This is a genomic window from Mesorhizobium sp. P2_F5, assembly GCF_056403715.1.
Window position 1 is genome coordinate 222,992 of the sequence record NZ_JBFUEY010000004.1, and the last position, 24,277, is coordinate 247,268.

28 protein-coding genes and 1 pseudogene are annotated in these 24,277 nt (G+C 62.8%); 7 read left to right on the plus strand and 22 right to left on the minus strand.

Annotation, left to right across the window (positions count from 1 at the left end; translation table 11 throughout):
* Positions 1-111 precede the first annotated feature (111 nt).
* On the minus strand, positions 112-1,395 hold the full coding sequence (locus tag AC1DYO_RS07670) for a cystathionine gamma-synthase family protein (RefSeq protein WP_477261871.1): 1,284 nt from the start codon (positions 1,393-1,395) through the stop codon (positions 112-114).
* A 123-nt stretch (positions 1,396-1,518) separates the two neighbouring features.
* Between AC1DYO_RS07670 and AC1DYO_RS07675 the strand changes: the two genes are divergently transcribed.
* A complete protein-coding gene (locus tag AC1DYO_RS07675; RefSeq protein WP_181055704.1) occupies positions 1,519-1,977 on the plus strand; it encodes an Lrp/AsnC family transcriptional regulator in 459 nt (152 codons plus the stop codon).
* 47 nt (positions 1,978-2,024) lie between these two features.
* Here the strand turns inward: AC1DYO_RS07675 and AC1DYO_RS07680 are convergent, their stop codons facing one another.
* Genes AC1DYO_RS07680 through AC1DYO_RS07700 form a run of 5 tightly spaced genes read right to left on the minus strand, consistent with a single transcriptional unit; the run spans position 2,025 to position 6,371 of the window.
* Positions 2,025-2,996, minus strand: coding sequence for an ABC transporter substrate-binding protein (locus AC1DYO_RS07680; RefSeq protein ID WP_477261874.1), 972 nt, complete (start codon positions 2,994-2,996; stop codon positions 2,025-2,027).
* Positions 2,997-3,035: 39 nt separating this feature from the next.
* Entirely contained in the window at positions 3,036-4,190 is a 1,155-nt protein-coding gene (locus AC1DYO_RS07685; protein WP_477261876.1) for an ABC transporter permease, read from the minus strand.
* On the minus strand, positions 4,187-5,065 hold the full coding sequence (locus tag AC1DYO_RS07690) for an ABC transporter permease (protein WP_477261877.1): 879 nt from the start codon (positions 5,063-5,065) through the stop codon (positions 4,187-4,189). Before AC1DYO_RS07690 ends, AC1DYO_RS07685 begins: the two co-directional genes overlap by 4 nt.
* Entirely contained in the window at positions 5,066-5,590 is a 525-nt protein-coding gene (locus tag AC1DYO_RS07695; RefSeq protein WP_477261879.1) for an endonuclease domain-containing protein, read from the minus strand.
* A complete protein-coding gene (locus AC1DYO_RS07700; RefSeq protein WP_477262439.1) occupies positions 5,580-6,371 on the minus strand; it encodes an ABC transporter ATP-binding protein in 792 nt (263 codons plus the stop codon). The genes AC1DYO_RS07695 and AC1DYO_RS07700 overlap by 11 nt, the downstream gene beginning before the upstream one ends.
* Positions 6,372-6,487: 116 nt before the next feature.
* On the opposite strand from AC1DYO_RS07700, the gene AC1DYO_RS07705 reads away from it, so the two are divergent.
* Positions 6,488-6,892: a cupin domain-containing protein gene (locus tag AC1DYO_RS07705; protein ID WP_477261881.1), complete on the plus strand. Its 405-nt coding sequence runs from the start codon at positions 6,488-6,490 to the stop codon at positions 6,890-6,892.
* A gap of 17 nt (positions 6,893-6,909) precedes the next feature.
* Here the strand turns inward: AC1DYO_RS07705 and AC1DYO_RS07710 are convergent, their stop codons facing one another.
* From AC1DYO_RS07710 to aptA, 7 genes are all read right to left on the minus strand, one after another.
* Positions 6,910-7,305 (minus strand): hypothetical protein, encoded by a 396-nt coding sequence (locus tag AC1DYO_RS07710; protein ID WP_477262441.1) that lies wholly within the window; start codon positions 7,303-7,305, stop codon positions 6,910-6,912.
* Entirely contained in the window at positions 7,302-7,673 is a 372-nt protein-coding gene (locus AC1DYO_RS07715; protein ID WP_477261883.1) for a hypothetical protein, read from the minus strand. Before AC1DYO_RS07715 ends, AC1DYO_RS07710 begins: the two co-directional genes overlap by 4 nt.
* A 2-nt stretch (positions 7,674-7,675) precedes the next feature.
* Positions 7,676-9,127, minus strand: coding sequence for a dihydropyrimidinase (gene hydA, locus AC1DYO_RS07720; RefSeq protein WP_477261885.1), 1,452 nt, complete (start codon positions 9,125-9,127; stop codon positions 7,676-7,678).
* Between the two features lie 34 nt (positions 9,128-9,161).
* Complete coding sequence (locus tag AC1DYO_RS07725; protein ID WP_477261887.1) at positions 9,162-9,602, minus strand: contact-dependent growth inhibition system immunity protein; 441 nt, start codon at positions 9,600-9,602, stop codon at positions 9,162-9,164.
* Positions 9,599-10,849 (minus strand): Zn-dependent hydrolase, encoded by a 1,251-nt coding sequence (locus AC1DYO_RS07730; RefSeq protein WP_477261889.1) that lies wholly within the window; start codon positions 10,847-10,849, stop codon positions 9,599-9,601. The genes AC1DYO_RS07725 and AC1DYO_RS07730 overlap by 4 nt, the downstream gene beginning before the upstream one ends.
* 3 nt (positions 10,850-10,852) lie before the next feature.
* Positions 10,853-11,272: an endonuclease domain-containing protein gene (locus tag AC1DYO_RS07735; protein WP_477261891.1), complete on the minus strand. Its 420-nt coding sequence runs from the start codon at positions 11,270-11,272 to the stop codon at positions 10,853-10,855.
* Between the two features lie 139 nt (positions 11,273-11,411).
* Positions 11,412-12,740, minus strand: a complete 1,329-nt coding sequence (aptA, locus tag AC1DYO_RS07740; protein ID WP_352583821.1) for an omega-aminotransferase AptA — start codon at positions 12,738-12,740, stop codon at positions 11,412-11,414.
* A 254-nt stretch (positions 12,741-12,994) separates the two neighbouring features.
* Between aptA and AC1DYO_RS07745 the strand changes: the two genes are divergently transcribed.
* Positions 12,995-13,624 (plus strand): TetR family transcriptional regulator C-terminal domain-containing protein, encoded by a 630-nt coding sequence (locus tag AC1DYO_RS07745; RefSeq protein WP_454574943.1) that lies wholly within the window; start codon positions 12,995-12,997, stop codon positions 13,622-13,624.
* 9 nt (positions 13,625-13,633) lie between these two features.
* Here the strand turns inward: AC1DYO_RS07745 and AC1DYO_RS07750 are convergent, their stop codons facing one another.
* Positions 13,634-14,506: a helix-turn-helix transcriptional regulator gene (locus AC1DYO_RS07750; protein ID WP_477262443.1), complete on the minus strand. Its 873-nt coding sequence runs from the start codon at positions 14,504-14,506 to the stop codon at positions 13,634-13,636.
* 103 nt (positions 14,507-14,609) lie between these two features.
* Here AC1DYO_RS07750 and AC1DYO_RS07755 point away from each other — a divergent pair.
* A pseudogene (locus AC1DYO_RS07755) lies at positions 14,610-15,448 on the plus strand (SDR family oxidoreductase).
* Entirely contained in the window at positions 15,445-16,164 is a 720-nt protein-coding gene (locus AC1DYO_RS07760; RefSeq protein ID WP_477261893.1) for an SDR family oxidoreductase, read from the plus strand. Before AC1DYO_RS07755 ends, AC1DYO_RS07760 begins: the two are co-directional and overlap by 4 nt.
* A 3-nt stretch (positions 16,165-16,167) precedes the next feature.
* Here the strand turns inward: AC1DYO_RS07760 and AC1DYO_RS07765 are convergent, their stop codons facing one another.
* The 7 genes from AC1DYO_RS07765 to AC1DYO_RS07795 all read right to left on the minus strand — a co-directional run bounded on the left by AC1DYO_RS07765 (position 16,168) and on the right by AC1DYO_RS07795 (position 22,112).
* Positions 16,168-16,545 carry a DoxX family protein gene (locus tag AC1DYO_RS07765; RefSeq protein ID WP_477261895.1) on the minus strand — a complete coding sequence of 126 codons (378 nt, stop codon included), beginning with the start codon at positions 16,543-16,545 and terminating at the stop codon, positions 16,168-16,170.
* A 72-nt stretch (positions 16,546-16,617) separates the two neighbouring features.
* A complete protein-coding gene (locus tag AC1DYO_RS07770; RefSeq protein ID WP_477261897.1) occupies positions 16,618-17,076 on the minus strand; it encodes a carboxymuconolactone decarboxylase family protein in 459 nt (152 codons plus the stop codon).
* A gap of 32 nt (positions 17,077-17,108) precedes the next feature.
* Entirely contained in the window at positions 17,109-17,627 is a 519-nt protein-coding gene (locus tag AC1DYO_RS07775) for an RrF2 family transcriptional regulator (RefSeq protein ID WP_477261899.1), read from the minus strand.
* A gap of 109 nt (positions 17,628-17,736) precedes the next feature.
* Entirely contained in the window at positions 17,737-19,050 is a 1,314-nt protein-coding gene (gene preA / locus AC1DYO_RS07780; RefSeq protein WP_477261901.1) for an NAD-dependent dihydropyrimidine dehydrogenase subunit PreA, read from the minus strand.
* Between the two features lie 12 nt (positions 19,051-19,062).
* A complete protein-coding gene (locus tag AC1DYO_RS07785) occupies positions 19,063-19,905 on the minus strand; it encodes a class I SAM-dependent methyltransferase (protein ID WP_477261903.1) in 843 nt (280 codons plus the stop codon).
* A 5-nt stretch (positions 19,906-19,910) separates the two neighbouring features.
* The gene (locus AC1DYO_RS07790) at positions 19,911-21,266 is read right to left on the minus strand and encodes an NAD(P)-dependent oxidoreductase (RefSeq protein WP_477261905.1); all 1,356 of its coding nucleotides are present in this window, start codon (positions 21,264-21,266) and stop codon (positions 19,911-19,913) included.
* A 129-nt stretch (positions 21,267-21,395) separates the two neighbouring features.
* On the minus strand, positions 21,396-22,112 hold the full coding sequence (locus AC1DYO_RS07795) for a gamma-glutamylcyclotransferase (RefSeq protein ID WP_477261907.1): 717 nt from the start codon (positions 22,110-22,112) through the stop codon (positions 21,396-21,398).
* Positions 22,113-22,308: 196 nt separating this feature from the next.
* Between AC1DYO_RS07795 and AC1DYO_RS07800 the strand changes: the two genes are divergently transcribed.
* A complete protein-coding gene (locus AC1DYO_RS07800) occupies positions 22,309-23,085 on the plus strand; it encodes a VOC family protein (RefSeq protein WP_477261909.1) in 777 nt (258 codons plus the stop codon).
* Between the two features lie 73 nt (positions 23,086-23,158).
* On the opposite strand, the gene AC1DYO_RS07805 is transcribed toward AC1DYO_RS07800, so the two are convergent.
* Entirely contained in the window at positions 23,159-23,593 is a 435-nt protein-coding gene (locus AC1DYO_RS07805; protein WP_477261911.1) for a hypothetical protein, read from the minus strand.
* A 263-nt stretch (positions 23,594-23,856) separates the two neighbouring features.
* Between AC1DYO_RS07805 and AC1DYO_RS07810 the strand changes: the two genes are divergently transcribed.
* Positions 23,857-24,249, plus strand: coding sequence for a DoxX family protein (locus AC1DYO_RS07810; RefSeq protein WP_477261913.1), 393 nt, complete (start codon positions 23,857-23,859; stop codon positions 24,247-24,249).
* Positions 24,250-24,277 lie beyond the last annotated feature (28 nt).

The window sequence follows — 24,277 nt, forward strand, 5'->3', positions numbered from 1 at the left end:
CCTCTACTGAAACGACTGGGCGGCGCAATGTTTCCCCGCACACGGTTTTGTGACCGGGAGCACCAAAAAGGGGCGATCTCTCGCCCCTTCCGGTCGCCAAAAGAACAGCCGTCAGACCCCTGCCAGCGCCTGCGTCAGGTCGGCGATCAGATCGTCCGGATGCTCGACGCCAATAGACAGCCTGACCGTGGTCTCCAGCACGCCGATGCGCTGACGTACATCGAAGGGAATGCCGGAATGGGTCATGGCCGCCGGGTGGCTGGCGAGTGATTCCGTGCCGCCGAGGCTCACCGCCAGCTTGAAGATCTGCAGCCCGTTGAGAAAGGCGAAGGCGGCCTTCTCGCCGCCTTTGATGTCGAAGGAGAAGGTCGAGCCGGCGCCGCTGCACTGCGCCTTGTAGGCGCGGCCCGCAGCCGTATCCTCGCCGAGGAACGGCAGATAATGCACCTTCTCGACCTTGGCGTGGTCGCGCAGGAATTCGGCCACGAGCCGCGCATTGTCGTTGGCGCGCTCCATGCGGATCGACAGCGTTTCCAGCGAGCGGCCGAGCATCCAGCAGGAATGCGGGTCGAGTTGCGTGCCGATGGCGCCGCGCAGCGCCTTGATCGGCTTGGTCACCGCCTTGCTGCCCATGGCGGCACCGGCGATCAGGTCGGAATGGCCGCCGACATATTTGGTCAGCGAATAGACCGAGACATTGGCGCCATGTTCGATCGGCCGCTGGAACACCGGGCCGAGCAGCGTGTTGTCGCAGACGACGATCGGCGTCGATCCTTGCTTGCTGCCGATCTCGTCGGCAATCTTTCTGATCAGCGCGATATCGACCAGGCTGTTGGTCGGGTTCGACGGCGTCTCGATCAGGATCACCGACACGCGCCCTTTCGCCACGGCAGCGTCAGCAGCCGCGCGCACCGCCTTCTCGTCGACGCCGTCGGCAAAGCCGACAGCGCCAATGCCGAAGCCGGACAGCGTGCGTGTCAGCAGCGTCTCGGTGCCGCCGTAAAGCGGCTGCGAATGCAGGATGACATCGCCCGGCCGGGCATAGGCGAGCAAGGTCGTGGCGATCGCCGACATACCCGACGAGAACAGGATGCAGGCATCCGTCCCCTCATAGATCGCCAGCCGGTCCTCGACGATCTCTGAGTTGGGATGGTTGAAGCGCGAATAGACCAGGCCGGAAGCCGTGCCGCTCGGTGGTTCCTTGCGTCCGGACGTGTAATCGAAGAAGTCGCGTCCCTCTTCCGCCGACTTGAACACGAAGGTCGAGGTCAAGAACACCGGCGGCTTGACGGCGCCCTCCGACAGCTGCGGATCGAAGCCATAGCTCAGCATCAGCGTCTCCGGATGGAGCTTGTGGTTGCCGATGTGGGTTTTCGACGGGCGGGGCGCGGTCATGGTTTTTCCTGCCTTTTTGAGGGATGCTGCGCGGCAATTTATGCGATCCCCATCGCGCAGTCCTTGCTATTTTCGGCCTCGCATGTCTGCATCTCGGCAACAAATTGCCTGGAGTGGCCAAAATTGCAGCAGAAGATAGCCGACGATTTCGACCTTAAAATCCTGCGTGAATTGCGGGCCGACGCCCGCATCACCAACAACGAGCTGGCCGAACGCATCGGCCTGTCGCCGTCGCCTTGCCTGCGGCGCGTGCGGCGGCTTGAGGAAGCCGGCATCATCAGAGGCTATACCACGCTGGTCGATCCGGCCGCCTTCGGTTGGAGCATGGTCGCCATCGCCACTGTCAGGCTCAGCCGCCAGAACGAGGACGAGATCGTCATGTTCGAAGAGGCGATCCGCGGCTGGGAAGAGGTGCTGGAATGTCACCTCGTCACCGGGTCGCGCGACTATGTGCTGAAGGTGGTGACCGGCAGCCTCGACCAGTACGAGCGCTTCATCAAGGAAAAAATCGCACGGCTGAAATGCGTCGCCTCGATCGAGACCAGCTTCGTCATGAACACCATAAAGGAACGGCGCCTCTGACATTTGCCAGAGGCGCCGTTCTACAGATCAGATACAGCTGGCCAGGCTTATTTGATCGCCTTGTCGGTGATGGCCGTGGTGTAGGCGCCGGTCGGCGCCTTGGTGATGATCTTCTGGTCGAGCAACGCCTTGGCGGTACGCTCGTAGGTCGCCGGGTCGAGCTTGCCGTCGGCATTGTCGATCAGCTTGGCGACTTCGCTCATCATGCGCTTCTGGTGGTTCTCGTCCTGGCCACCGCCGTCCATGACAATGCCTGCGGCTTCGTCATTGTTGTCGATGGCGTATTTCCAGCCCTTCATCGAGGCGCGCACGAAACGCACCATCTTATCTTCGAAGGCCGGATCCTTGAGCTTGTCTTCCGAGGCATAGAGCCCGTCCTCGAGCAGGTCGTTGCCCATCGCCGAGTAGTTGAACACGGTCAGCTGCTCCGGCTTGTAGCCGGCGTCGATCAGCTGCCAGTACTCGTTATAGGTCATGACCGAAATGCAATCCGCCTGCTTCTGGATCAGCGGCTGCACGTCGAAGCTCTGCTTGAGAACCGTGACGCCGTCCGGGCCGCCTTCGGTCTTCAGGCCGAGCTTGTTCATCCAGGCGTAGAACGGATACTCGTTGCCGAAGAACCAGACACCCAGCGTATGGCCCTTGAAATCGGCTTCCGTCTTGATCGGGCCGTCGGCCGGGCACACCAGCTCCATGCCGGCCTTCTTGAACGGCTGGGCGATGTTGACCAGCGGCACGCCCTTTTCGCGGGCGGCCAGCGCGCCGCCCATCCAGTCGACGATGACGTCGGCGCCACCGCCGGCAATCACCTGCTCCGGCGCGATATCGGGACCGCCCGGCTTGATGTCGACGTCGAGACCCTCGGCCTCATAGAAACCCTTGGCCTTGGCGACGTAGTAGCCGGCAAACTGGGCTTGCGTGACCCATTTCAGCTGCAAGGTCACCTTGTCGGCGGCCATTGCCTGGAACGCCGCCAGCGACATTGCGCCGGCCAGAACTGGAATAATCAGTCTTTTCATGCTTTTACCCTCTGAAGTTAACACCCAAAACCCACCGCCCTATCCACCACGGACAGAGGGATGCCAAAACGTGACAGCTCTCTCGATAAGAGCGACCACGCCATAAAAGACCGAACCCGCCAGTGCTGCAACTGCGATTTCGGCCCAGACCATGTCGATGTTCATCCGCCCGACCTCGGTCGAGATGCGGAAGCCCATGCCCACGACCGGCGTGCCGAAGAATTCGGCGACGATGGCGCCGATCAGCGCCAGCGTCGAGTTGATCTTCAGCGCGTTGAAGATGAAGGGCGCGGCGGCCGGCAGCCGGAGCTTCAACAGCGTTGGCCAGTAGCCCGACGCGTAGGTGCGCATCAGGTCGCGCTCCATATGGCCGGAGGCGGCAAGGCCTGCGACCGTGTTCACCAGCATCGGGAAGAAGGTCATGATGATGACCACAGCCGCCTTGGATGGCCAGTCGAAACCGAACCACATGACCATGATCGGCGCTACACCGATGATCGGCAGCGCCGAGACCATGTTGCCGATTGGCAGCAGGCCACGGCGCAGGAACGGCACCCGATCGGCCGCGATGGCCACGAGGAATCCGGCGCCGCTGCCGACGACGTAACCGAAGATCACCGCCTTGAAGATGGTCTGGCGGACATCGGCGCCGAGCACCGGCAGGGAGCTGGCGATACGCGCGCCGATAGCGCTGGGCGGCGGCAGCAGGATGAAGGGAATGCCGGCGCCCCGCGTCACTGCTTCCCAGATGATCAGGATCCAGGCGCCGAAGATGGCGGGAATGATGAGGCGCAGCGCCACGGCTGCTTGGCGCGACCGGGGATGAAGCGAGGAGAGCACCGTCACGCAACGCCATGCGAGCAGCCAAGCGGCGATGAGCAAGAGATAAAACGGCGCCAGCGCTGTGCCTTCGAAACCGGCTATGCCGCGGATCAATAGCCAAGCGGCCAGATGGGCGCCGATAAACAACACCACGGCTTCGACGATTGGAGGGATCGCGACCATGGAGATCAGCGCCGCGATCAGCAACCGGCCCAAAATCAACACTCTTGCCCCTAGATAGGGGAAATGAATGGTCGCAGTCGGTTGCGCGACCGCCCCTGCTTCGGGCTTTAACATCGCGCCGAGCACGGCCGCAATCAGGCAAAGCACGATTGCCAGCACCGCTTGCCAGGATGGCTTCAGCCAGTTCATGCCGGCCTCCCGCCCATGGCGCGATCGACGAGGCGCCCGGCGATGCCGACCACCATGACCAGAAGTGCCGCCACCACCGAGCCCGCGACCAGCGCCGACCAGATATCGATGGACTGGCTGTAATAAGCGCCGGCGAGCAGTTTCGCGCCGATGCCGGCGACCGCGCCGGTCGGTAGTTCGCCGACAATGGCGCCGACCAGGCTCGCAGCCACCGCGACCTTCATGGAGGTGAACAGGAACGGCACCGAGGCTGGCACGCGCAATTTCCAGAAGGTCTGCGAGGCACTGGCATTGTATGTGTGCATCAGGTCGAGATGCATGAGCTCGGGCGAGCGCAGGCCCTTCACCATGCCCACCGTCACCGGGAAGAACGACAGGTAGGTCGAGATCATCGCCTTCGGGATCAGCCCGGTGACGCCGATCGCCGCCAGCACGACGATGATCATCGGCGCCACCGCCAGGATCGGAATGGTCTGCGAGGCGATGATCCACGGCATCAGGCTGCGGTCGAGCGTCGCCACATGCACGATGCCGACGGCAATGATGATGCCGAGTGCAGTGCCGAAGGCAAAGCCGAGCAGCGTCGACGACAGCGTCACCCAGGCGTTGTAGACGAGGCTGCGGGTCGAGGTGATGGGCCGCAGAAAGGTGTTCTCGAAGAAATTCACCGCCACCTGATGCGGCGCCGGCAGCGTCGGCTTCGGCTGCGACAGCGTCTTGCCGATGAACTCGACGGTGCCGTGGGTTTCGTTGGCGCGGCGGTCGAGATCACGCTGGAACGGCGCGTTGAGGATGACGGCGAAGATGTACCAGAGCACCACCACGCCCAGGAGGATGGAGGTAACTGGGACGAGCTTGTCGCGGAAGGTGTCCATCTAGCGCTCCCCTTCTCCTCTCCCCACCGGGGAGAGGGTGGCCGGAGCGAAGCGAAGGCCGGGTGAGGGGGAGTGTATCTGACCTTCAAGCACGGCTAAGATCGTATCCAGAACCGCCCGCCGTTCCGCCAGAACCTCGTGATTCCAGAAGCGAAGAACAGAATAACCATGGCTGTTCAGCCAAGTTGTTCTGCTTTCATCAGTCAGGAACTCGGCATGTTGGCTGCCATCGATTTCGACGATCAAGCTCTTCTCGCGGCAGAGAAAGTCGGCGAAGAACGGCCCGAGTGGCACTTGCCTTACGAACTTGTAGCCGTTGAGGTGACGGCCCCGTAACTCACCCCAAAGCCGATATTCGGCCTTTGTCTCGTCAAACCGCAGCTCTCGGGCACGAGCGGTTGCCCCGGCCTTCCTCTTGGTTGGATGCGTCGGCGCCGCCCCCTCACCCGACCTCCGCTTCGCTCCGGCCACCCTCTCCCCGTTGGGGAGAGGAGGGAGCCCGTCTTGCCCCCCCTCAATCATCATAGCTATGCCCTGCCCTTAGCCCATCGCGTACCCTGGCCGCGATCGCCAAAAACTCCGGCGTCTCGCGGATATCCAGCGGCCGCTCCTTCGGCAGCGTCGATTCGATGATGTCGGTAACCCGGCCTGGGCGCGGCGACATGACGACGATGCGCGTCGACAGATACACCGCCTCGGGAATGGAATGGGTGACGAAGCAGATTGTCTTGTTGGTACGGCCCCAAAGCTCCAGAAGCTGTTCGTTGAGATGGTCGCGCACGATCTCGTCCAGTGCCCCGAATGGCTCGTCCATCAACAGCAGGTCGGCGTCGAAGGCCAGCGCGCGGGCGATCGAGGCGCGTTGCTGCATGCCGCCGGAAAGCTGCCAGGGGTATTTCTTCTCGAAGCCAGACAGGTTGACGAGCTCCATTGTGCGCTTGATGCGCTCGGCCTGCTCGGCCCTGGAGAGGCCGATGATCTCCAGCGGCAGCCCGACATTGCGCTCGATGGTGCGCCACGGGAAAAGCGCGGCCGCCTGGAAGACGTAGCCATAGGCGCGTTTCTCGCGCGCCTGCTCCGGCGTCATGCCGTTGACGGAGATGGTGCCCGATGTCGGCTTCTCCAGATCGGCGATGACGCGCAGCAAGGTGGTCTTGCCGCAGCCCGATGGGCCGATGAAGGAGACGAACTCGCCCTTGCCGATGGTCAGGTCGACATTGGAGAGCGCCTGTACCGGACCGTCATTGGTCTGAAAGGTAAGGTCAAGTTTGCTTGCCGAAACGACGGCTGGCGAGGTTCCCGTCATTGGCCGCATGCCGCCTCTCGTAGCCGCCGCTGCGCAGGATGAAATGCCGTTGCATTTGCGTTGATGTTGTTTTCCACTCGTCCAATCCCACTCAACCGACGCCCGGAGCCTTGCCGATGTCGCCGAAACCCACCTGTCACCTTATCCGCCCTGAAAGCACTTATGAAGGCAAGCAGGGATTGACCTATTTCGCCGGCATTGCCGCCGAAACGGTCGGCTCGTCCGGCATCTGCATGCATCTGCTCACCCTGCCGCCCGGCGCCCGCGCCAAGGCGCACCTGCATCAAAGCCATGAAACCGCGATCTATGTGCTCTCCGGCGAAGTCCACACCTGGTATGGCGACCGGCTCGAGCACCACATCGTCGTCAAGGCCGGCGACCTCTTCTACATCCCCGCCGGCGTGCCGCATCTGCCGGCCAATCTGAGCAACGCTCCATCCTCGGCCGTCATCGCCCGCACCGATCCCAACGAACAGGAAAGCGTCGTCCTGCTGCCGGAACTGGATGCGCTGGTCGCCTGACACTGGCGGGATCGCCGTCATTTGCACCGCGAGACTTCCCCCATGACGTTGCCGTCTTCGTCGGCAATCGTCAGCTTTTTGGGGTTTTTCGCGCTGCGCTTGATGGTGAACTTGGTAGGCTCCGGTCCCTCTTCGCCTTCCGCCTCACAGGTTGCTGTCACCACCAGGGAACCATCCGCCTGCGCCTGCTTGTCCGTGAACGTGCAAGCGCTGGCGGCGGTGACCAATTCCTTGTCGGTCAAAAGCAGCATCTGATCGGCAGCGACGTCCTGGCCGTTGCGGTTGATGCAGCCATATTTGTCACCATAAGGCTTGGACAGGTCGATGCCCGCCGCCGAAGCATGACCGGCCAGAACGACAAGCATCGCAACAGACAGACTAAAACCACGCATGCTCATTCCCCCCAAAATCATGAACAAGGCTGCAGCGGTCCCATTTCCTCGAGGCCCGGAATGGTCACGAAGAAACCACCCTCGCCCTTGTTGGTGACCACGACGGTTTCAGCCGTCGTCCCAGCCTCGCCCTCGGCGGAACAGGTCGCATCAAGCGACTGCGTACCCGGCGCCGAGGTCAATTGCTGCGCAAACCGGCAGCCACTGCCATAGGTCTCGATGCCTTCCGCAGTCAGGACGATATAGTCGTCGCCGTCCTGGTAACCGGCCTTTGCGACGACGCAACCGGCATCGTTGCCCCAGGAGCCAACCAGCACGCTGGCTGCATTTGCCGGAGCAACGACGACGATCGCCACGACCAGTGAGATGAGCGCTGCGGAGCTCCGCAACCTCAGACCCCGGTCGCCGGAATGCCGGTGCGTTCCACCTTGCGCGGCGCGGTGATGTCCTTCCAGGTCGACAGCGCCCGGTTGACGGCCGCATTCGGTTCGCGGGCGACAAACTCGCCATGGCCAGGCTTGGCCTTGACCTCGGCTTCCTCGATCGACAATTCGCCGCGCGAAAACACGAAGCGCGGCAGGCCGGTCACCTCGAAACCTTCGAAGACGTTGTAGTCGATCACCGACTGCTGCTTCTTCGACGTGATCTTCTTCTTGCGCTTCGGGTCCCACACCACGATGTCGGCATCCGCCCCTTCGACGATGGCGCCCTTCTTCGGATACATGTTGAGGATCTTGGCAATGTTGGTCGAGGTCACCGCGACGAACTCGTTCATCGTCAGCCGGCCGGTGTTGACGCCGGCGGTCCACAGCACCGGCATCCGGTCCTCGAGTCCGCCGGTGCCGTTCGGGATCTTGGTGAAATCGCCGACGCCATTGCGCTTCTGCTTGGTGGTGAAGGCGCAGTGATCGGTCGCCACCACTTGCAGCGATCCGGCCTGCAGTCCGGCCCACAGCGAATCCTGGTGCAGCTTGTTGCGGAAGGGTGGGCTCATGACGCGGCGCGCCGCATGGTCCCAGTCCTTATCGAAATACTCGCTCTCGTCCAGCGTCAGATGCTGGATCAGCGGCTCGCCGAACACGCGCATACCTTTCTGCCGCGCCCGGCGGATGGCTTCATGGCTCTGCTCGCAGGAGACATGCACGACATAGAGCGGCACGCCGGCCATGTCGGCGATCATGATGGCGCGGTTGGTCGCCTCGCCTTCCACTTCCGGCGGCCGCGAATAGGCATGACCCTCTGGGCCGTTGTTGCCGGCAGCGAGCAGCTTTTGCGACAGTGCCGCAACCACATCGCCGTTTTCGGCATGCACCAGCGGCAGCGCGCCGAGATCGGCGCAACGCTGGAACGATGCATACATCTCGTCGTCGTCGACCATCAGCGCGCCCTTGTAGGCCATGAAGTGCTTGAACGAGGTGATCCCCTTGTCGACCACGGTGGCCATCTCGTCGAACACCTGCTTGCCCCACCAGGTGATCGCCATGTGGAAGGAATAGTCGCAAGACGCCTTCGAGGTCTTGTTGTCCCACATCTGCAAGGCTTCCAGCAGCGACTGCTGCGGCGCCGGCAGGCAGAAATCGACCACCATCGTCGTGCCGCCGGAGAGGGCCGCGCGGGTGCCGGATTCGAAATCGTCGGCCGAATAGGTGCCCATGAACGGCATTTCGAGATGGGTGTGCGGATCGATGCCGCCCGGCATGATGTAGCAGCCGGTGGCGTCGAACTCATGGTCGCCGTGCAGGTTCGAGCCGATGGCGACGATCTTGCCGTGCTGCATCAGCACATCGGCCTTCCACGTGCGGTCGGCGGTGACGATGGTACCGTTTCGGATGACTTTGGTCATTCTCTTGTTCCCCTGTAAGTTTGCGCTGGCAGGTCTAGGCTTTCTTCGACCTCGCGTCCTGACTGTTCCAAGCCTCCCAAGCGGACTCGAATTGTGGCCGGTGCTTGCCAATGTCCGAAACGGTTTGATCCAGCGACCGCAAGATCCCGTCAAGCTCCACCCACAGATGCTGGTTCTCCATCCAGAATTGCTGCGGAATCTTGAGACAGCTCATGAGCAGATCGCCGTCGTAGAACGTGACCCCTACAAGCGGGTTTTCAACCAGGATGGAGATCGCTTTCGGAACCACGTACTCCAGTCCGAACCCCTGGCTGACCAGGAGCCTCACCTGCTCCTTGGTGAGATCCCGCAACGGCGTTGCCAGGGCAATGCTGCCCCGTTCGACAAGAGATGTTGGGTATGGAGGCGGATCCGCCTTCCAGCCCAACAGGACGTTGAGCGTCCGATCCTCGTCGAGATTGCGTCGCGGCTTCACGCCACGATCCCCGCTGTCTCCACCACCGCATGGAACAGCACGTCAGCGCCGGCGCCGGCCCATTCCTTCGAAATTTCCTCGGCTTCGTTGTGTGACAACCCGTCAACGCAGGGGCACATCACCATGGCGGTCGGCGCGACGCGGTTGATCCAGCAGGCATCGTGACCGGCGCCGGAAACGATGTTGCGGTGGGAGTAGCCGAGCCGATCGGCGGCGTCGCGGATCGCCTTGACGCAGCCGGCGTCAAAGGTCACCGGATCGAAAGCGCCGACCTGTTCGACCTTGTACTGGATGTCGAGCGCATCGCAGATCGTGTCGATGCCCTCGCGGATGCGGCCGTCCATCGCGTCCAGCACTTCCTTCTCGGGCGAGCGGATGTCGATGGTGAAGACGGTACGCCCGGCGATGATGTTGCGCGAGTTCGGAAACACTTCCATGTGGCCGACGGCGCCGACGGCGTCCGGCTGGTAGTCCATGGCGATCTCGTGCACCAGTTCGATCACGCGGGCCATGCCGAGCCCAGCATTGCGGCGCTTGGGCATCGGCGTCGAGCCGGTATGCGCCTCCTTGCCGGTCAGCGTCACCTGCAGCCATTTCAGGCCCTGGCCGTGGGTGACGACGCCGATGTCGATGCCTTCATCCTCGAGGATCGGCCCCTGTTCGATATGCAATTCGAAGAAGGCGTGGATCTTGCGATCGCCGACCTTCTCGGTGCCCTTCCAGCCGATGCGCTCCAGCTCCTCGCCGAATTTTTTTCCCTGTTTATCGGTGTGCTGATACACGTCCGCCTGCTCCAGCACGCCGGCGAAGACGCCGGACGCCATCATCGCCGGGGCAAAGCGCGAGCCTTCCTCGTTGGTCCAGTTGGTGACGACGATCGGATGCCGGGTCGTGATGCCGAGATCGTTGAGCGAGCGGATGATCTCCAGCCCGCCGAGCACGCCGAGCACACCGTCATACTTGCCGCCCGTCGGCTGCGTGTCGAGATGGCTGCCGACATAGACAGGCGGCAGGCTGGGATCGGCGCCTTCCCGGCGGGCAAACATGGTGCCCATCTCGTCGAGGCCCATTTCGAGCCCGGCCGCCTCGCACCAGCGCTTGAACAGATGCCGGCCTTCGCCGTCCTCGTCGGTCACGGTCTGGCGATTGTTGCCGCCGGCAATGCCTGGGCCGATCTTCGCCATCTCCATGATGGAATCCCACAAACGGTCTGAATTGATTCGCAGATTCTCGCCGGGTGCGGCCATGCTCTAAAACCTTATCGATTGCGGGGCGCCAACGTCCCCCTCCCCCTCGAGGGGAGGGTGGCCGCGAAGCGGTCGGGTGGGGTCGCCTGACATAGACTCGACCTTCCCTTTGACCACCTGCGCGACATGCCACGCGCTGTTTATGACATCGGGCTCGTCGACACGAAAGATATCGAATCCGAGTGAACGCAGATAGGCATCGCGCACGGCGTCGTGGCGTTTGCCCTTTTCGTGTTCGTGCAGATCACCATCGACCTCAACGATCAGCTTCACCGCGAGGCAAGCGAAGTCGACGATATAGGGACCAATCGGGCATTGGCGGCGAAACTTGATGCTGGCCGATTTCAAGTCCCGCAGTTCATACCAAAGCAGGGATTCGCCCTTGGTCGCGTGAACTCGAAGCGCGCGCGCCTTCTGGCGCATTTCGAAGCTCACGCGAGTGCGGGGCATCAGCGGCAGCCTCGGAGCAAAAGATCAGGTCGGCGCCCGGTCGCACCGACCCCACCCGACCGCTTCGCGGCCACCCTCCCCTCGAGGGGGAGGGATATCCGCGCCCAGTTCTTCAATCGATCGCCCTCAGCACTTCACGCACATGGTCGATCAATTCGTTGATCTGGCCCTTGGTGATGATCAGCGGCGGCGACAGCGCGATGATGTCGCCGGTGGTGCGGATCAGCGCGCCGCGCTCGAACGCCTTGACGAAGGCCGAGAAGGCACGCTTGGTCGGCTGGCCTGCGATCGGCGCCAGTTCGATCGCGCCGATCAGGCCGATATTCCTGATGTCGATGACATGCGGCTCGCCCTTCAGCGAATGCAGCGCGTCCTCCCAGTAAGGCGCCAGTTCCTCGCCCCGGGTGAGCAGGCCCTCTTCCTTGTAGGTGTCGAGCGTGCCGAGCGCGGCAGCGCAGGCGATCGGATTGCCCGAATAGGTGTAGCCGTGGAAGAACTCGATCATGTGCTCGGGGCCGGTCATGAAGGCGTCGTGGATTTCCTTCTTCACGAACACCGCGCCCATCGGGATGACGCCGTTGGAGACGCCCTTGGCCGTCGTCATGATGTCGGGCGTGACGCCGAAATAGTCGGCGGCAAACGGTGCGCCGAGACGGCCGAARCCGGTGATGACCTCGTCGAAGATCAGCAGGATGCCGTGCTTGGTGCAGATTTCGCGAAGCTTCTGCAGATAGCCCTTGGGCGGCAGGATGACGCCGGTGGAACCGGCGACCGGCTCGACGATGACGGCSGCAATSGTCGAGGCGTCATGCAGCGTCACGATGCGCTCCAGCTCGTTGGCGAGCTCCGCGCCATATTCCGGCACGCCCTTGGAGAAGGCGTTCTTCTCCGGCAGATGCGTGTGCGGCATGTGGTCGACGCCGCCGAGCAGCGTGCCGAACATCTTGCGGTTGGAAACGATGCCGCCGACCGAGATGCCGCCGAAATTGACGCCGTGATAGCCGCGCTCACGACCGATCAGGCGAGTGCGCGCGCCCTCGCCCTTCACGCGGTGATAGGCGATCGCCATCTTCAGCGCCGTATCGACCGATTCCGACCCGGAATTGGTGAAGAAGACATGGTCCATGCCCTTGGGCGCGAGGTCGACCAGACGGTTTGCCAGTTCGAACACGATGGGGTGGCCCATCTGGAAGGCCGGCGCATAGTCGAGTTCGGCGGCCTGATGCTGGATCGCCTCGGTGATCTTGGGACGGCAATGGCCGGCATTGACGCACCAGAGGCCCGCAGTGCCGTCCAGCACCTTGCGGCCATCGCTGGTGGTGTAATGCATGTCCTTGGCGGACACGAACATGCGTGGCGCCTGTTTGAACTGCCGGTTTGCCGTGAACGGCATCCAGAATGCGCTGAGATCGTTCGGCGTGACTTTCAGCCGGTTGGACATGACCAAGACTTCCCCTTGTAACCTGTTTCGGTGCGGCTAACGCTTGGTCTTTCCAACGCTTGGCCTTTGCTGCGTTTTCATGCTACGCAAATTTTGACCGATTGGACAAACGTTAGCACCGCCCTGTCGGCGGTCAAGGGATTACTAGCGGAAATGCGGCCTCCGAAGTGCGCTCCACGGGTAAGAGAAAAACTGGTCCAGAGAATTGGTCCAGATGACCCGCGCGGCCAAGGCTTGGCCGTATGACCGACGCCATGGAAGGCTCCGCCCCTCGCCGCACCCGCATCCAGCAGGAAAAGCGCGAACTGATCCTGGAAGCAGCGCTCGAAGTCTTCTCCACCAACGGCTTTCGCGGCTCGACCATCGACCAGATCGCCGAAGCCGCCGGGATGTCGAAGCCGAACCTGCTCTATTATTTCCGCCGCAAGGAAGACATCCACGAAACGCTGATGGAGCGGCTACTGGCGACATGGCTGGCGCCGCTGCGTGAACTCGACGACATCGGCGATCCGCTGACCGAGCTCCGGAGCTACATCAGGCGCAAGCTCGAAATGGCGCGCGATTTTCCCAGGGAGAGCCGGCTGTTCGCCAACGAAATCCTGCAAGGCGCGCCACGCATCATGCCGCTCCTGGAAGGCGAACTGAAAACGCTGGTTGACGAGAAAGCCAATGTCATCAAGGGCTGGATGCGCGCCGGCAAGATTGCCCGCACCGATCCCTGGCATCTGATCTTTTCGATCTGGGCGACGACGCAGCACTATGCCGATTTCGACGTCCAGGTCCGCGCCGTGCTTGGGCCCGACCGCGGCGGCGACGGCCGCTTCGAGGACGCCGCCCGGTTTCTCGAGCAGCTGTTCATCGACGGGCTAAAGCCGAAAGGCTGACTTTGGGCATCAGGCGCTGCGCAACTCCTGTGGCTGCGCCTTCAGCAGTTCTTCCAGCTTTGCGATCGAATTCTGCTCGGCCAGCGGCGTGTAGACGATCAGCTTCATGTCCGAGCCGTCATCGATCGACAGGCTCATATGCTCGAACGCCATGGAGCCTGCGGTCGGATGGCGCAGATACTTCTTGCCCGACAGACGATGCACCACGTCGCGCTGCGGCCACCATTCCCGGAATTCCGGGCTCGAGCGCATCATCAGCGCGATCAGCCGCTCGAAATCCGGATCGCCGGTGTATTTCGCACTTTCGGCGCGAAACGCGGCAAGGGTTGCGCGTGCCAGCTGTTCCCAGTCGACCAGCAAATGGCGCCGGTGCGGATCGGTGAACACGCCATGGATGATGTTGCAGGCGTCACCCTCCAGCAGGCCGTAATCGCCAAAGATGGCAACGGCTCCGGCGTTCCAGGCCAGCACATCCCAGCGCGGGCCGACAATATAGGCCGGCTGCAGGACCAGGCTCTGCAGCATGTGCAGCAAAGGGCCTTCGACCTTGACCGGGGTGATGCGCCGCCGCTCGGGCTGCTGGCGACCGGCCAGCGTGAATAAATGCCGCTTCTCGGCGGCGTCGAGGCGTAAAGCCTCGCAGAGTGCCGTCAGCACCTCCACGGACGGCCGCACGTCCCTGCCCTGCTCCAGCCAGGTGTACCAGGTGGTGCCGACGCCGGCGATCATAGCCACCTCTTCGCGCCTCAGCCCGGGTGTGCGCCGCCTGGCGCCGGCGGCGATGCCGGTGGCAGACGGCGAAAGCCGCTCGCGACGTGAGCGCAGGAAGGCGCCGAGTTCGCGCCGGCGGCTGTCTTCTGGTGATGGCGAGGAAACATCCATGGCGCTCAATATAGCAGTATCGATACCAGGATAAAGTTTGAACTGTTTGCGGCGTGCCGATCGCCCCATCTTGTCATCCAGAGCGAATATGGAGGCTCACAATATGGACCTGAAAGACAAGACAATCCTCATCACCGGCTCGACCGACGGCGTCGGCCGTGTCATCGCGCAACGGCTTGGCGCCGGCGGCGCCCGTATCCTGGTGCATGGCCGCAATGCCGCGCGCGGCAAGGCGACCGTCGCCGAAATCGAATCCGCTGGCGGCAAAGCCGAGTTTCTCGCTGCCGACCTCGCTTCGCTAGCCGAGGTTCGCCGCCTCACTGAGGCCGTGCGCGCCAGCACCGATCGGCTCGATATCCTCATCAACAATGCCGGCATCGGCACCGCCGGCGCCAAGCGACAGCTCAGCGCCGACGGCTTCGAACTGCGCTTTGCCGTCAATTATCTCGCCGGTTTCCTGCTGACGTCGCAACTGCTGCCGCTGCTCAAGGCGAGTTCGCCATCGCGCATCGTCAATGTTGCCTCGGCCGGCCAGCAGGCGATCGATTTCGGCGATGTCATGCTGACCATGGCTATGGCGGCGTGCGCGCCTACTGCCAGAGCAAGCTGGCGCAGATCCTGTTCACCATCGACCTGGCCGGAGAGCTGAAAGGAAGCGGCGTTACCGTCAACGCCCTGCATCCGGCGAGCTACATGAACACCACCATGGTCCGCCAGGCCGGCGTCACGCCATGGAGCTCGGTGGAAACGGGCGCCGACGCCATCCTGAACCTCGCGACCTCGCCCGCACTGGAGGGCCGCAGCGGCCTCTATTTCGACGGCCAAAAGGAGGCCCGCGCCGATGCGCAAGCCTATGACGCCAAGGCCAGACAACAATTGCGAAATTTGAGCCTCGACCTCGTTGGCCAGGCTTCCGCCAAATCGAAGGAACAGCATTCATGAGCAAGATCGAACACACAGTGATCATCGGCGGCTCGTCCGGCATCGGCCTGGCGACGGCGCGAAAACTGCTTGGACCGGGCATGAAGGTGACCATCACCGGACGCAACGAGGACAAGCTGACGAGCGCCTGGAAAAGCCTTGGCGGCGCCGCCGACAAGGCCGCCTTCGATGCTTCCAAGCCGGACGAAGTACGCCAGTTCTTTAAGCAACTCGGACCCTTCGATCACCTCGTTCTGGCCGCCAGCGGCGGCAAGGGACTTGGGCCGTTCGAAACCCTTGACCTTGCCGACATCGCCGGCGGCGTCGACGAAAAGGTGCGGCCGCAATTGTCATGCCTGCAGGCAGCCCTGCCGACGCTCAACAAATCTGGATCGGTGACCTTCATATCGGCGGTATCGGCACAGCTGACCGCGCCCGGCGTTGCCGGAATCGCCGCCGTCAACGGCATGCTGTTGACCGTCGTACCGATCCTCGCGGTTGAGCTGAAACCGTTGCGCGTCAATGTCGTGGCGCCCGGCGTCATCGACACGCCGTGGTGGGATTTTCTACCCGACGACCAGCGACAGGCGATGTTCAGCGAGTATGCCGGCAAGACCCCTGTCGGCAGGATCGGCCACGCCGAAGATGTGGCCTCGGCAATCGCCTTCCTCGTCTCCAACGGCTTCATGACCGGCCAGGTGCTGACCTGCGACGGCGGCCTGCGCTTTGCGGCTTAGCCGTCAGAGCGACTGCGCGATCAGCGTCAGGAATCCGCCGGCCAGCGCGACATTGCCGACGAAGCCGTTGATGCGCGATGCCCGGTCTGCGCCCTGATGGTCCCAGAAATTGTGGAACATCGGTGTGGCGACGATGAGAAACAGCACCAGCACCGCGCAGGCTATCGCGGTCCACAGACCCGCCATCACCAGCGCGCCGGCAATGGTTTGCAGGACGATGCCGGCCCACAGCGCCAGCTTCGCCTGCGGCACGCCGCGCGCGGTCATCAGCCCAGTCAGGAGGGCCTCGTTCTGGACGTTGCGCAGGCCGGCGACAACGAAGGCGCCGCCGACCAACAGCCGGCCGAGAAACAACAGGCTCGAAGGCAAATCGACAGGCATGAAACTCTCCCCTTTTAAAAAACAGTTGGAGCGCCGCCCTCTCGGACGGCGCTCCGTTGCAAAACCGGACGGTCAGGCCGCTTTGGCAGCCGGCATCGGATGAATGGCATGGAACGGGATGCAAAGCCGGTTCCAGGTGTTGATCATACCGATCGCGACCGACAGCTTGACCAGTTCCTCTTCCGAGAAATGTCGAAGCGTGCTGGCATAGAGTTCGTCCGAAACGCCGTTGTTGGCGATCAGGGTCGTGGCCTCGGTCCAGGCAAAGGCCGCACGTTCCCGCTCGGAAAACAGTGGCGATTCCTTCCAGGCCGAAACCAGATAGAGCCGTGTCTCGGTCTCGCCGTCGCGCCGTGCCTCGCGGCTGTGCATCTCGACACAGTAGGAACAGCCATTGATCTGCGACGCCCTGAGCTTGATCAAATGCAGCAGGCCCACTTCAAGCCCGCATTCGTCGACCGCCTTGTTGAGCGCCGACACGGCCTTCATGAGTTCCGGCGTCTTGGCGTAGAATTGCACTCTCTGTTTCATCGTCTTTCCTTTCACATCTGTTTGGCGGGGGGTTAAATTTGCTTGGCCGCAGCGGATTTCTGCGGCCGCTGGTGGCGCGCAACGAAGGCGCAGCTGGCGGCAAACGATCGCGGATCGCCTTCTGCTGCGTAATCAGCCACGATGTCGGACAACCGGGTTTCGGCGAGAGCCGCGCGATAGGCGCGCTCGGCCTTGAGCATTGCGGCATTGATGCCGCAGGGCTTCACATAGGCCGAAGCATCGATCTTGACCGGGCCGCGCTGGCGGATCTCGCCGCAGCGGAAAGCAGGCTCACGCCCTTCGATCGCCAGAACGATGTCGAGCAGCGTGATGCGCTCGGCCGGCCGCGCCAGCCGGTAGCCGCCCGCCGGGCCCGGCACCGATTCCAGGATGCGCTCTGCGGTCAGCATATTGAGGTGCTTCAAGAGATAACTCGGCGACAGGCCGAACGACTCCGCCAGGGCAGCGCCCGGCATGGTGCTGTTGCCCTCCACGCTGGCCAGCGTGGCTGCGCAATGGATGGCCGCTTCTACGCCTTCGCCCAACTTCATGGGGTCGATCTCCAATTCATGGATATCGTTTATCGTGGATAGTTTTTATCCGCAATAGGAAAATGAAAAACGGCGCCCGAAGGCGCCGCTTTTTCTGTAGGTCCGTTCCCTACTCCGCGGCCACCTTGGCCATCGGGTTGTTCGGGTGCGTCGTCCAGTTGGCGTAGACCGGCGAGACCGGCTTGCCGGTGCGCTGGTCCATCACGCCGGCGGCCAGCGGCTCCATGGTGATGCAGTTTTCCACCGGGCAGACATTGACGCACAGGTTGCAGCCGACGCATTCGGCCTCGATCACCTCGAAGTGCCTGACTCCGTCGACCATGTTGGTGATCGCCTGGTGCGAGGTGTCTTCGCAGGCGATGTGGCAGCGGCCGCATTTGATGCAGGCGTCCTGGTCGATACGCGCCTTGGCGATGTAATTGAGGTTGAGATACTGCCAGTCGGTCACGTTGGGCGTAGCGCGGCCGATAATATCGTCGAGCGAGGCATGGCCCTTCTCGTCCATCCAGTTTTCCAGACCGGCGATCATCTCCTGCACGATCTTGAAGCCGTAGGTCATCGCCGCCGTGCACACCTGCACATTGCCGGCGCCGAGCGCCATGAACTCGGCCGCGTCGCGCCAGGTGGTGATGCCGCCAATGCCGGAGATCGGCAGGCCGTGGGTTTCGGGGTCGCGCGCGATCTCGGCCACCATGTTCATGGCGATCGGCTTCACCGCCGGGCCGCAATAGCCGCCATGCGAGCCCTTGCCGTCGATGGTCGGCTGCGGCGCGAAGCTATCGAGATCGACGCCGGTGATCGAATTGATGGTGTTGATCAGCGACACCGCATCGGTGCCGCCGGCAAGTGCCGCACGCGCGGGCTTGCGCACATCGGTGATGTTGGGCGTCAGCTTGGTGATGACCGGCATCCGGGTGTTGGCCTTGCACCAGCGCACCACCATTTCGATGTATTCCGGCACCTGGCCGACCGCCGCGCCCATGCCGCGTTCCGACATGCCGTGTGGGCAACCGAAATTGAGCTCGATGCCATCGGCTTCGGTCTCCTCGACCACCGGCAGGATCGCCTTCCAGGCGTCCTCGACGCACGGCACCATCAGCGAGACGACGATGGCGCGGTCGGGCCAGTCCTTCTTGACCTGCTTGATCTCGCGCAGATTGACCTGCAGATCGCGGTCGGTGATCAGCTCGATGTTGTTGAGGCCGAGCAGGCGACGATCGGCGCCCCAGATCGCGCCATAGCGCGGGCCGTTGACGTTGACCACCGGCGGGCCTTCTTCGCCCAGCGTCTTCCAGACGACGCCGCCCCAGCCCGCCTTGAAGGCGCGGATGACGTTGTAGGCCTTGTCGGTCGGCGGCGCCGAGGCCAGCCAGAAGGGGTTGGGCGATTTGATGCCGACGAAATTGTTGCGGATGTCAGCCATGACAGGTCCCTTTCAGCCGAGACGAAGAAGCAGTTCGACGGGTGCGAGAATGCCGCCTTCAAGCGCGGCGGTGAGATTGGCGATCTTGGTGAGGGCGTTCTCGCCCATGATAAGATTAACGCCGGGCGGCGGTTTCTTGCCTTCCGCTTGCGCCGCAGCCATCCGGGCGCGTATCGCGGCGAAAAATTCGATGGCGAAGGCGCCGCGTGGGCGCTCGGCGGTTACAGAGAACCCTGCAGCCGCCGCAGCCGAACGATACTCGTCGGGCGTGGCGACGAAGGACATGCTCTCGTCGGATGCCCATGGCAGCGGATAGGTCAGCGCACCTGCCTTGAGCCGCATCACATCGTAGACGGCAAAGACGCCGCCCGGCTTGAGCACACGCGCCGCCTCGCTCATCAGCTTTTTCTTGTCGGGAAGGTTCATGCCGACATGCAGGATCATGGCCGTATCAAAGCTTTTGTTGCTGAACGGCATGTCCAGCGCGCTGCCCTGCACGAACCGGACTTTGTCGGCCATTCCCACCCGCTTCGACAGGCTGGTCGCGATGTCGACATAGCTTTGCGTCAGATCAATGCCGGTGACATCGGCGCCGGCATTGTTGGCGGCAAAGCGGGCTGGACCACCCACGCCGGAACCAATGTCGAGCAGCCTGGCCCCCGGCTTCAAACCCATCTGGCCGATGAGTTCCCCGGTGGCGGCGATACCGCCAATGTGGAACTCGTCGACCGTTTCGAGATCGCCGGCGCGCAGATGGGCAATGTCCACGCCGGTATCGGCGAGCACGGCAAGAATGTGCTGCTCAAGACCCGATACATCGTAGTGACGGGCGATGCCCGATTCCACCGAGGCCATGATCTCTATCCCTGCGTCAGACTCCTGTTGATGCTCTCAGCCGCATCGCGGCCTTGTGCCACGGCCGAGACCGTCAGGTCGTCGCCGCCGAAGATGCAGTCTCCACCGGCCCAGACATTGGCGAGCGAGGTGCGCCCTTCCGCATCGACCTTGATGCGGCCGGCTTCGAGTTCGATCGCAGCACCACTGCCGTTGAGCGCTGCCGGCACAAAGCTCTGGCCGATCGCCTTGAACACCTGGTCGGCGACGAGCGTCAGCCGCTCGCCGGTGCCGGCAAGCTTGTCGCCGTTCATGGCGGTGTATTCGAGTTCGATGCCTGACACTTTGCCACCGTCGGCAATGACCCGCTTCGGCTGCAGCCAGTGGCGGATGGTGACGCCATTGGCGGCGGCCAGATCCTGCTCGAACTCGGAGGCGTTCATGTGCTCCTGGCCGCGCCGGTAGCAGATCGTCACTTCCTCGGCGCCGAGCAGCTTCGACTGAACCGCCGCGTCGATCGCCGTCATGCCGCCGCCGATTACGACCACGCGCCGGCCGACCGGCAGGCTCGCGAGATCGCTGGCCTGGCGCAGTTCGGCAATGAACTCGACCGCATTGGTGACGCCGTCGGCGTCCTCGCCATCGGCGCGCAGCGCATTGACGCCGCCAAGCCCCATGCCGAGGAAGACGGCATCGTAGTTCCGGGTCAGGTCCGACAGCTGATAGTCGCGGCCGAGCGCCTTGCCGTTCTGGATGTCGATGCCACCGACGGCGGTGACATAGTCGACCTCCGTCTGGGCGAAATTGTCGATGCTCTTATAGGCGGCGATGCCATATTCATTGAGGCCGCCGGCCTTCGGGCGGGCTTCGAGAATGGTCACCTCATGGCCATGGCGAGCGAGCCGGTGGGCAGCGGCAAGACCGGCCGGCCCGGCGCCGACGACGGCGACCGACTTGCCGGTTGTTTCAGCGCGCGGATAAAACTGCTTGTGCTCGGTCATGGCGACATCGGTGGCGTAGCGCTGCAGGCGACCGATCTGCACCGGCTTGCCTTCGGCCACCTCACGCACGCAGACCTCTTCGCACAGCGTCTCGGTCGGGCAGACGCGGGCGCACATGCCGCCCAGAATGTTCTGGTCGAAGATCGTCTTGGCCGAACCGATCGGATTGCCGGTCGAAATCTGGCGGATGAACAGCGGAATGTCGATCGAAGTCGGGCATGCGTTCATGCACGGCGCGTCATAGCAGAAATAGCAGCGGTCGGATTCGACCAGCGCTTCGTGGTGATCGAGCGGCGGATGCAGGTCGGAAAAATTCTCGGCGTACTGGTCGGCCGGGAGCCGTCCGCCGGCAATACCGTCCTTGAACTGGCCTTCTGGCATCGTCAGTTCCCCATGTTTTCGTTTTGGGGAAGGCTAGCACGTTTTATTTTTTTATCAATTGGTCAATTTTCGGTGCAAGCCTCTGAAAACCTTCGACAATAACATGATTTTTTTACTCATGTTATGCCTCTATGGCGCGGCCGAAAAGCCAGAGCCTGGGGCGCTACTATGGATTGACCGGATCTCATCGGCGACCAGTTGCTGCAGCCGCCACAGATTGCGGTCGCGGATGCCGAATTCCTCGAGGTGGCTGACGGTGTTGTAGAGATACTCCGCGCCTGAGCCGACATGGCCGCAGGCCCGGGCCAACACCCGCGCCACCGTGTCCAGCGGCTGCCTGAGCGAAGTCCCCCTGCCCGTCACCCCGACCCAGAACCCGAGCGCCCGCATCGGTCCTTGAGCCGTGCGCACCGGAACCCACCGGACCGAGCTGAAACTCTCATGGTCGTCGATCTCGCGCCGCAGCAGTCTTTCGATCTGCTGCGGCTTGTCGCCGTCGGGCAAACGGTAGATGACGCCGTCGCATCGCCCGCCGCGTTCGAGCGCCATCATCAGGCCCGGCTGCGCTGCGGTGCCGCGCCAGCGCACCATGTCGAGGCAAAACGAGCGATGCCAGCCGAAAGCAGTGGCACGCTGTCGCTCGACGGATTCGAAGGCTGGCTTCCAGATCAGCGAGCCATAGGCGAACACCCAGAGCGGCCCTGCATCGGCTTCATCGGACAGCTGCCCGGCAAGCGTGCGGAAGTCCTCGTCGGTCAGGTGCGTCCAGCTGCCGTCGGGTCCGGGATCGACCTCCTGCCGATGACACAGCGAAACAAGCTCAGGCGTGAGCGACATCCGGCGCATGAAACGACTACCCCTCGTTCGCCCAAGGAAAGTCGAAAACCGCCGCACGTGCAAGCCACCGAATGGGGCGAAGTGCGGAACGATGTGTCAACGCAGCCGTTGAATTTTCTCCGGTTCGCTGTCGGATTCGCGTCGCTGAAATCGTCCTTTGATGGATCGGACAACGATCGAAGCATGAAGGTGAGGAGACCGAAAAATGCCGAAAACCCCAATGCCCTTCTTCTGGTACGAGCTGATGACCAACGACCTCGATGCCGCGGAGGCGTTCTACACCACCGTGGTCGGCTGGCGGGCCGAGCCGTTCGACAAGGCGCCAGGCATGCCGCGTTACATCGTGGTGAACTCCACCGAGCGTGGCGTCGGTGGGCTGATGACCATGCCCGAGGACGCCGCCAAAATGGGTATGAAGCCGGCCTGGCTCGGCTACATCCACACCAGGGACACGGATGCCTCGACCAAGGCCTTGAAGGCCGCCGGCGGGGCTGTCTATCGCGAACCAGACGACATTCCCGGCGTCGGCCGCTTCTCAGTCGTCGCCGATCCACAGGGCGCCGCCTTCATGTTTCTGCAGCCCAATGGCCCCGACCAGCCCGTCCTTCCGGCCACGACGCCCGGCCATGTCGGCTGGCATGAGCTCTATGCAGCGGACCGGCAGGCGGCCTTCGACTTCTACTCAAGCCAGTTCGGCTGGACCGATGCCGGCAGCATGGACATCGGCGAGATGGGCATCTACCAGACCTTCGGGGCTGGCCCTGAATCCGGCGGCGGCATCATGAACAAGCCGCAGCAGCTGCCGGTGCCGGTCTGGCTGTTCTATTTCAATGTCGACGCCATCGACGCAGCCGCCAAGCGCGTCACCGACAATGGCGGCAAGATCGTCATGGGTCCGATGCCGGTGCCGACCGGCCAATGGATCGCCCAGTTCACCGATCCGCAAGGCGCCTATTTCGCGCTGATCGCGCCGGGACGCTGATCCGGTATTACATCGTCACGGACTGCTCTCATCGCACTGCCCGGTGCGATGAGAAACGCATCGGGACGCAAAGTCATTCCGGCGCCAACACAGCGACCTTGAGGTTCTCTTTCTTGGCGCCACTGAGCTGGATCGTGGCCGCCCCGGCCGCAAGTTTGAAGCGCACGCTCTTGCGAATGCCGGGACAGGTCTTCACGCCGCTGAAAGCCACGGACTTCGAGGCTTGACCATTCTGAATGATGTCGACCCACGCCTCGTCGGACAGGCTGATCTGGAGCTCGCCCTCCGGAGGCACGGCCACAACCGCCGTTGCGCCAAACGTGCCGGCTGCCGGCGCGCGTTCCGGCGGCACGGCAAAGCTGATCGTGTCAGCCGCTGCGAGCGTGAAATCCACCGCCTGCCCGACTGTCAGCGACGTGCCGGACTGCGCGGCTGGCGCTGCCGGAAATAGTTCCTGCTCGCGTGTCACCGGCCATTTGAAGGCATCGCAGCCGCTGTCGGCGGCCATGGCAACGCTGGTGCCTGCAAGGATTGCGAACAGGCTGATGGCGACTTTTTTCATGGCTGAGGGAACCCATCTGGTTTGGAGTGTCTACGCAGATATACAACCATAGAGATACATATGCAACCATAACGAGAACAAATATCGAAGTCCAGACTGGGAAACAACTGCAATCACCGATTGTTGATGGCAGGCCATGGGAAGTGAATGGTCCAAGGCCAGGCGATAATCTATGGCCGGGCCGAAGGGTTGGAAAAATGGAGTTTTAGATGAAGCTTTTTGACGGTCTCAGCAGATTTCAGCCGCAGATGCTCGGCATCCTGCGCATCGTCACGGCCCTGCAGTTCATCGAGCATGGCTCGCAGAAACTGTTCAATTTCCCGGTCAGCGCCGAGCCTCACGCTCTTACCGGCCTGACGACGACGGCAGGCATTCTCGAATTCGCCGGCGGCATCCTGCTGGCGCTGGGGCTGTTCACCCGACCTGTGGCCTTCCTGCTGGCCGGCGAGATGGCCATCGCCTATTTCATGGCGCATTTCCCGCGCGACTTTTTCCCGATCAACAACAACGGCGACACCGCCATCTCCTTCTGCTTCATCTTCCTCTATCTGGTGTTTGCCGGCGCCGGCGCCTTCGCGCTCGACACCCGTCGCAACGCCTGACAAGGGCGGGACAAAGGGGGGGGTGAGC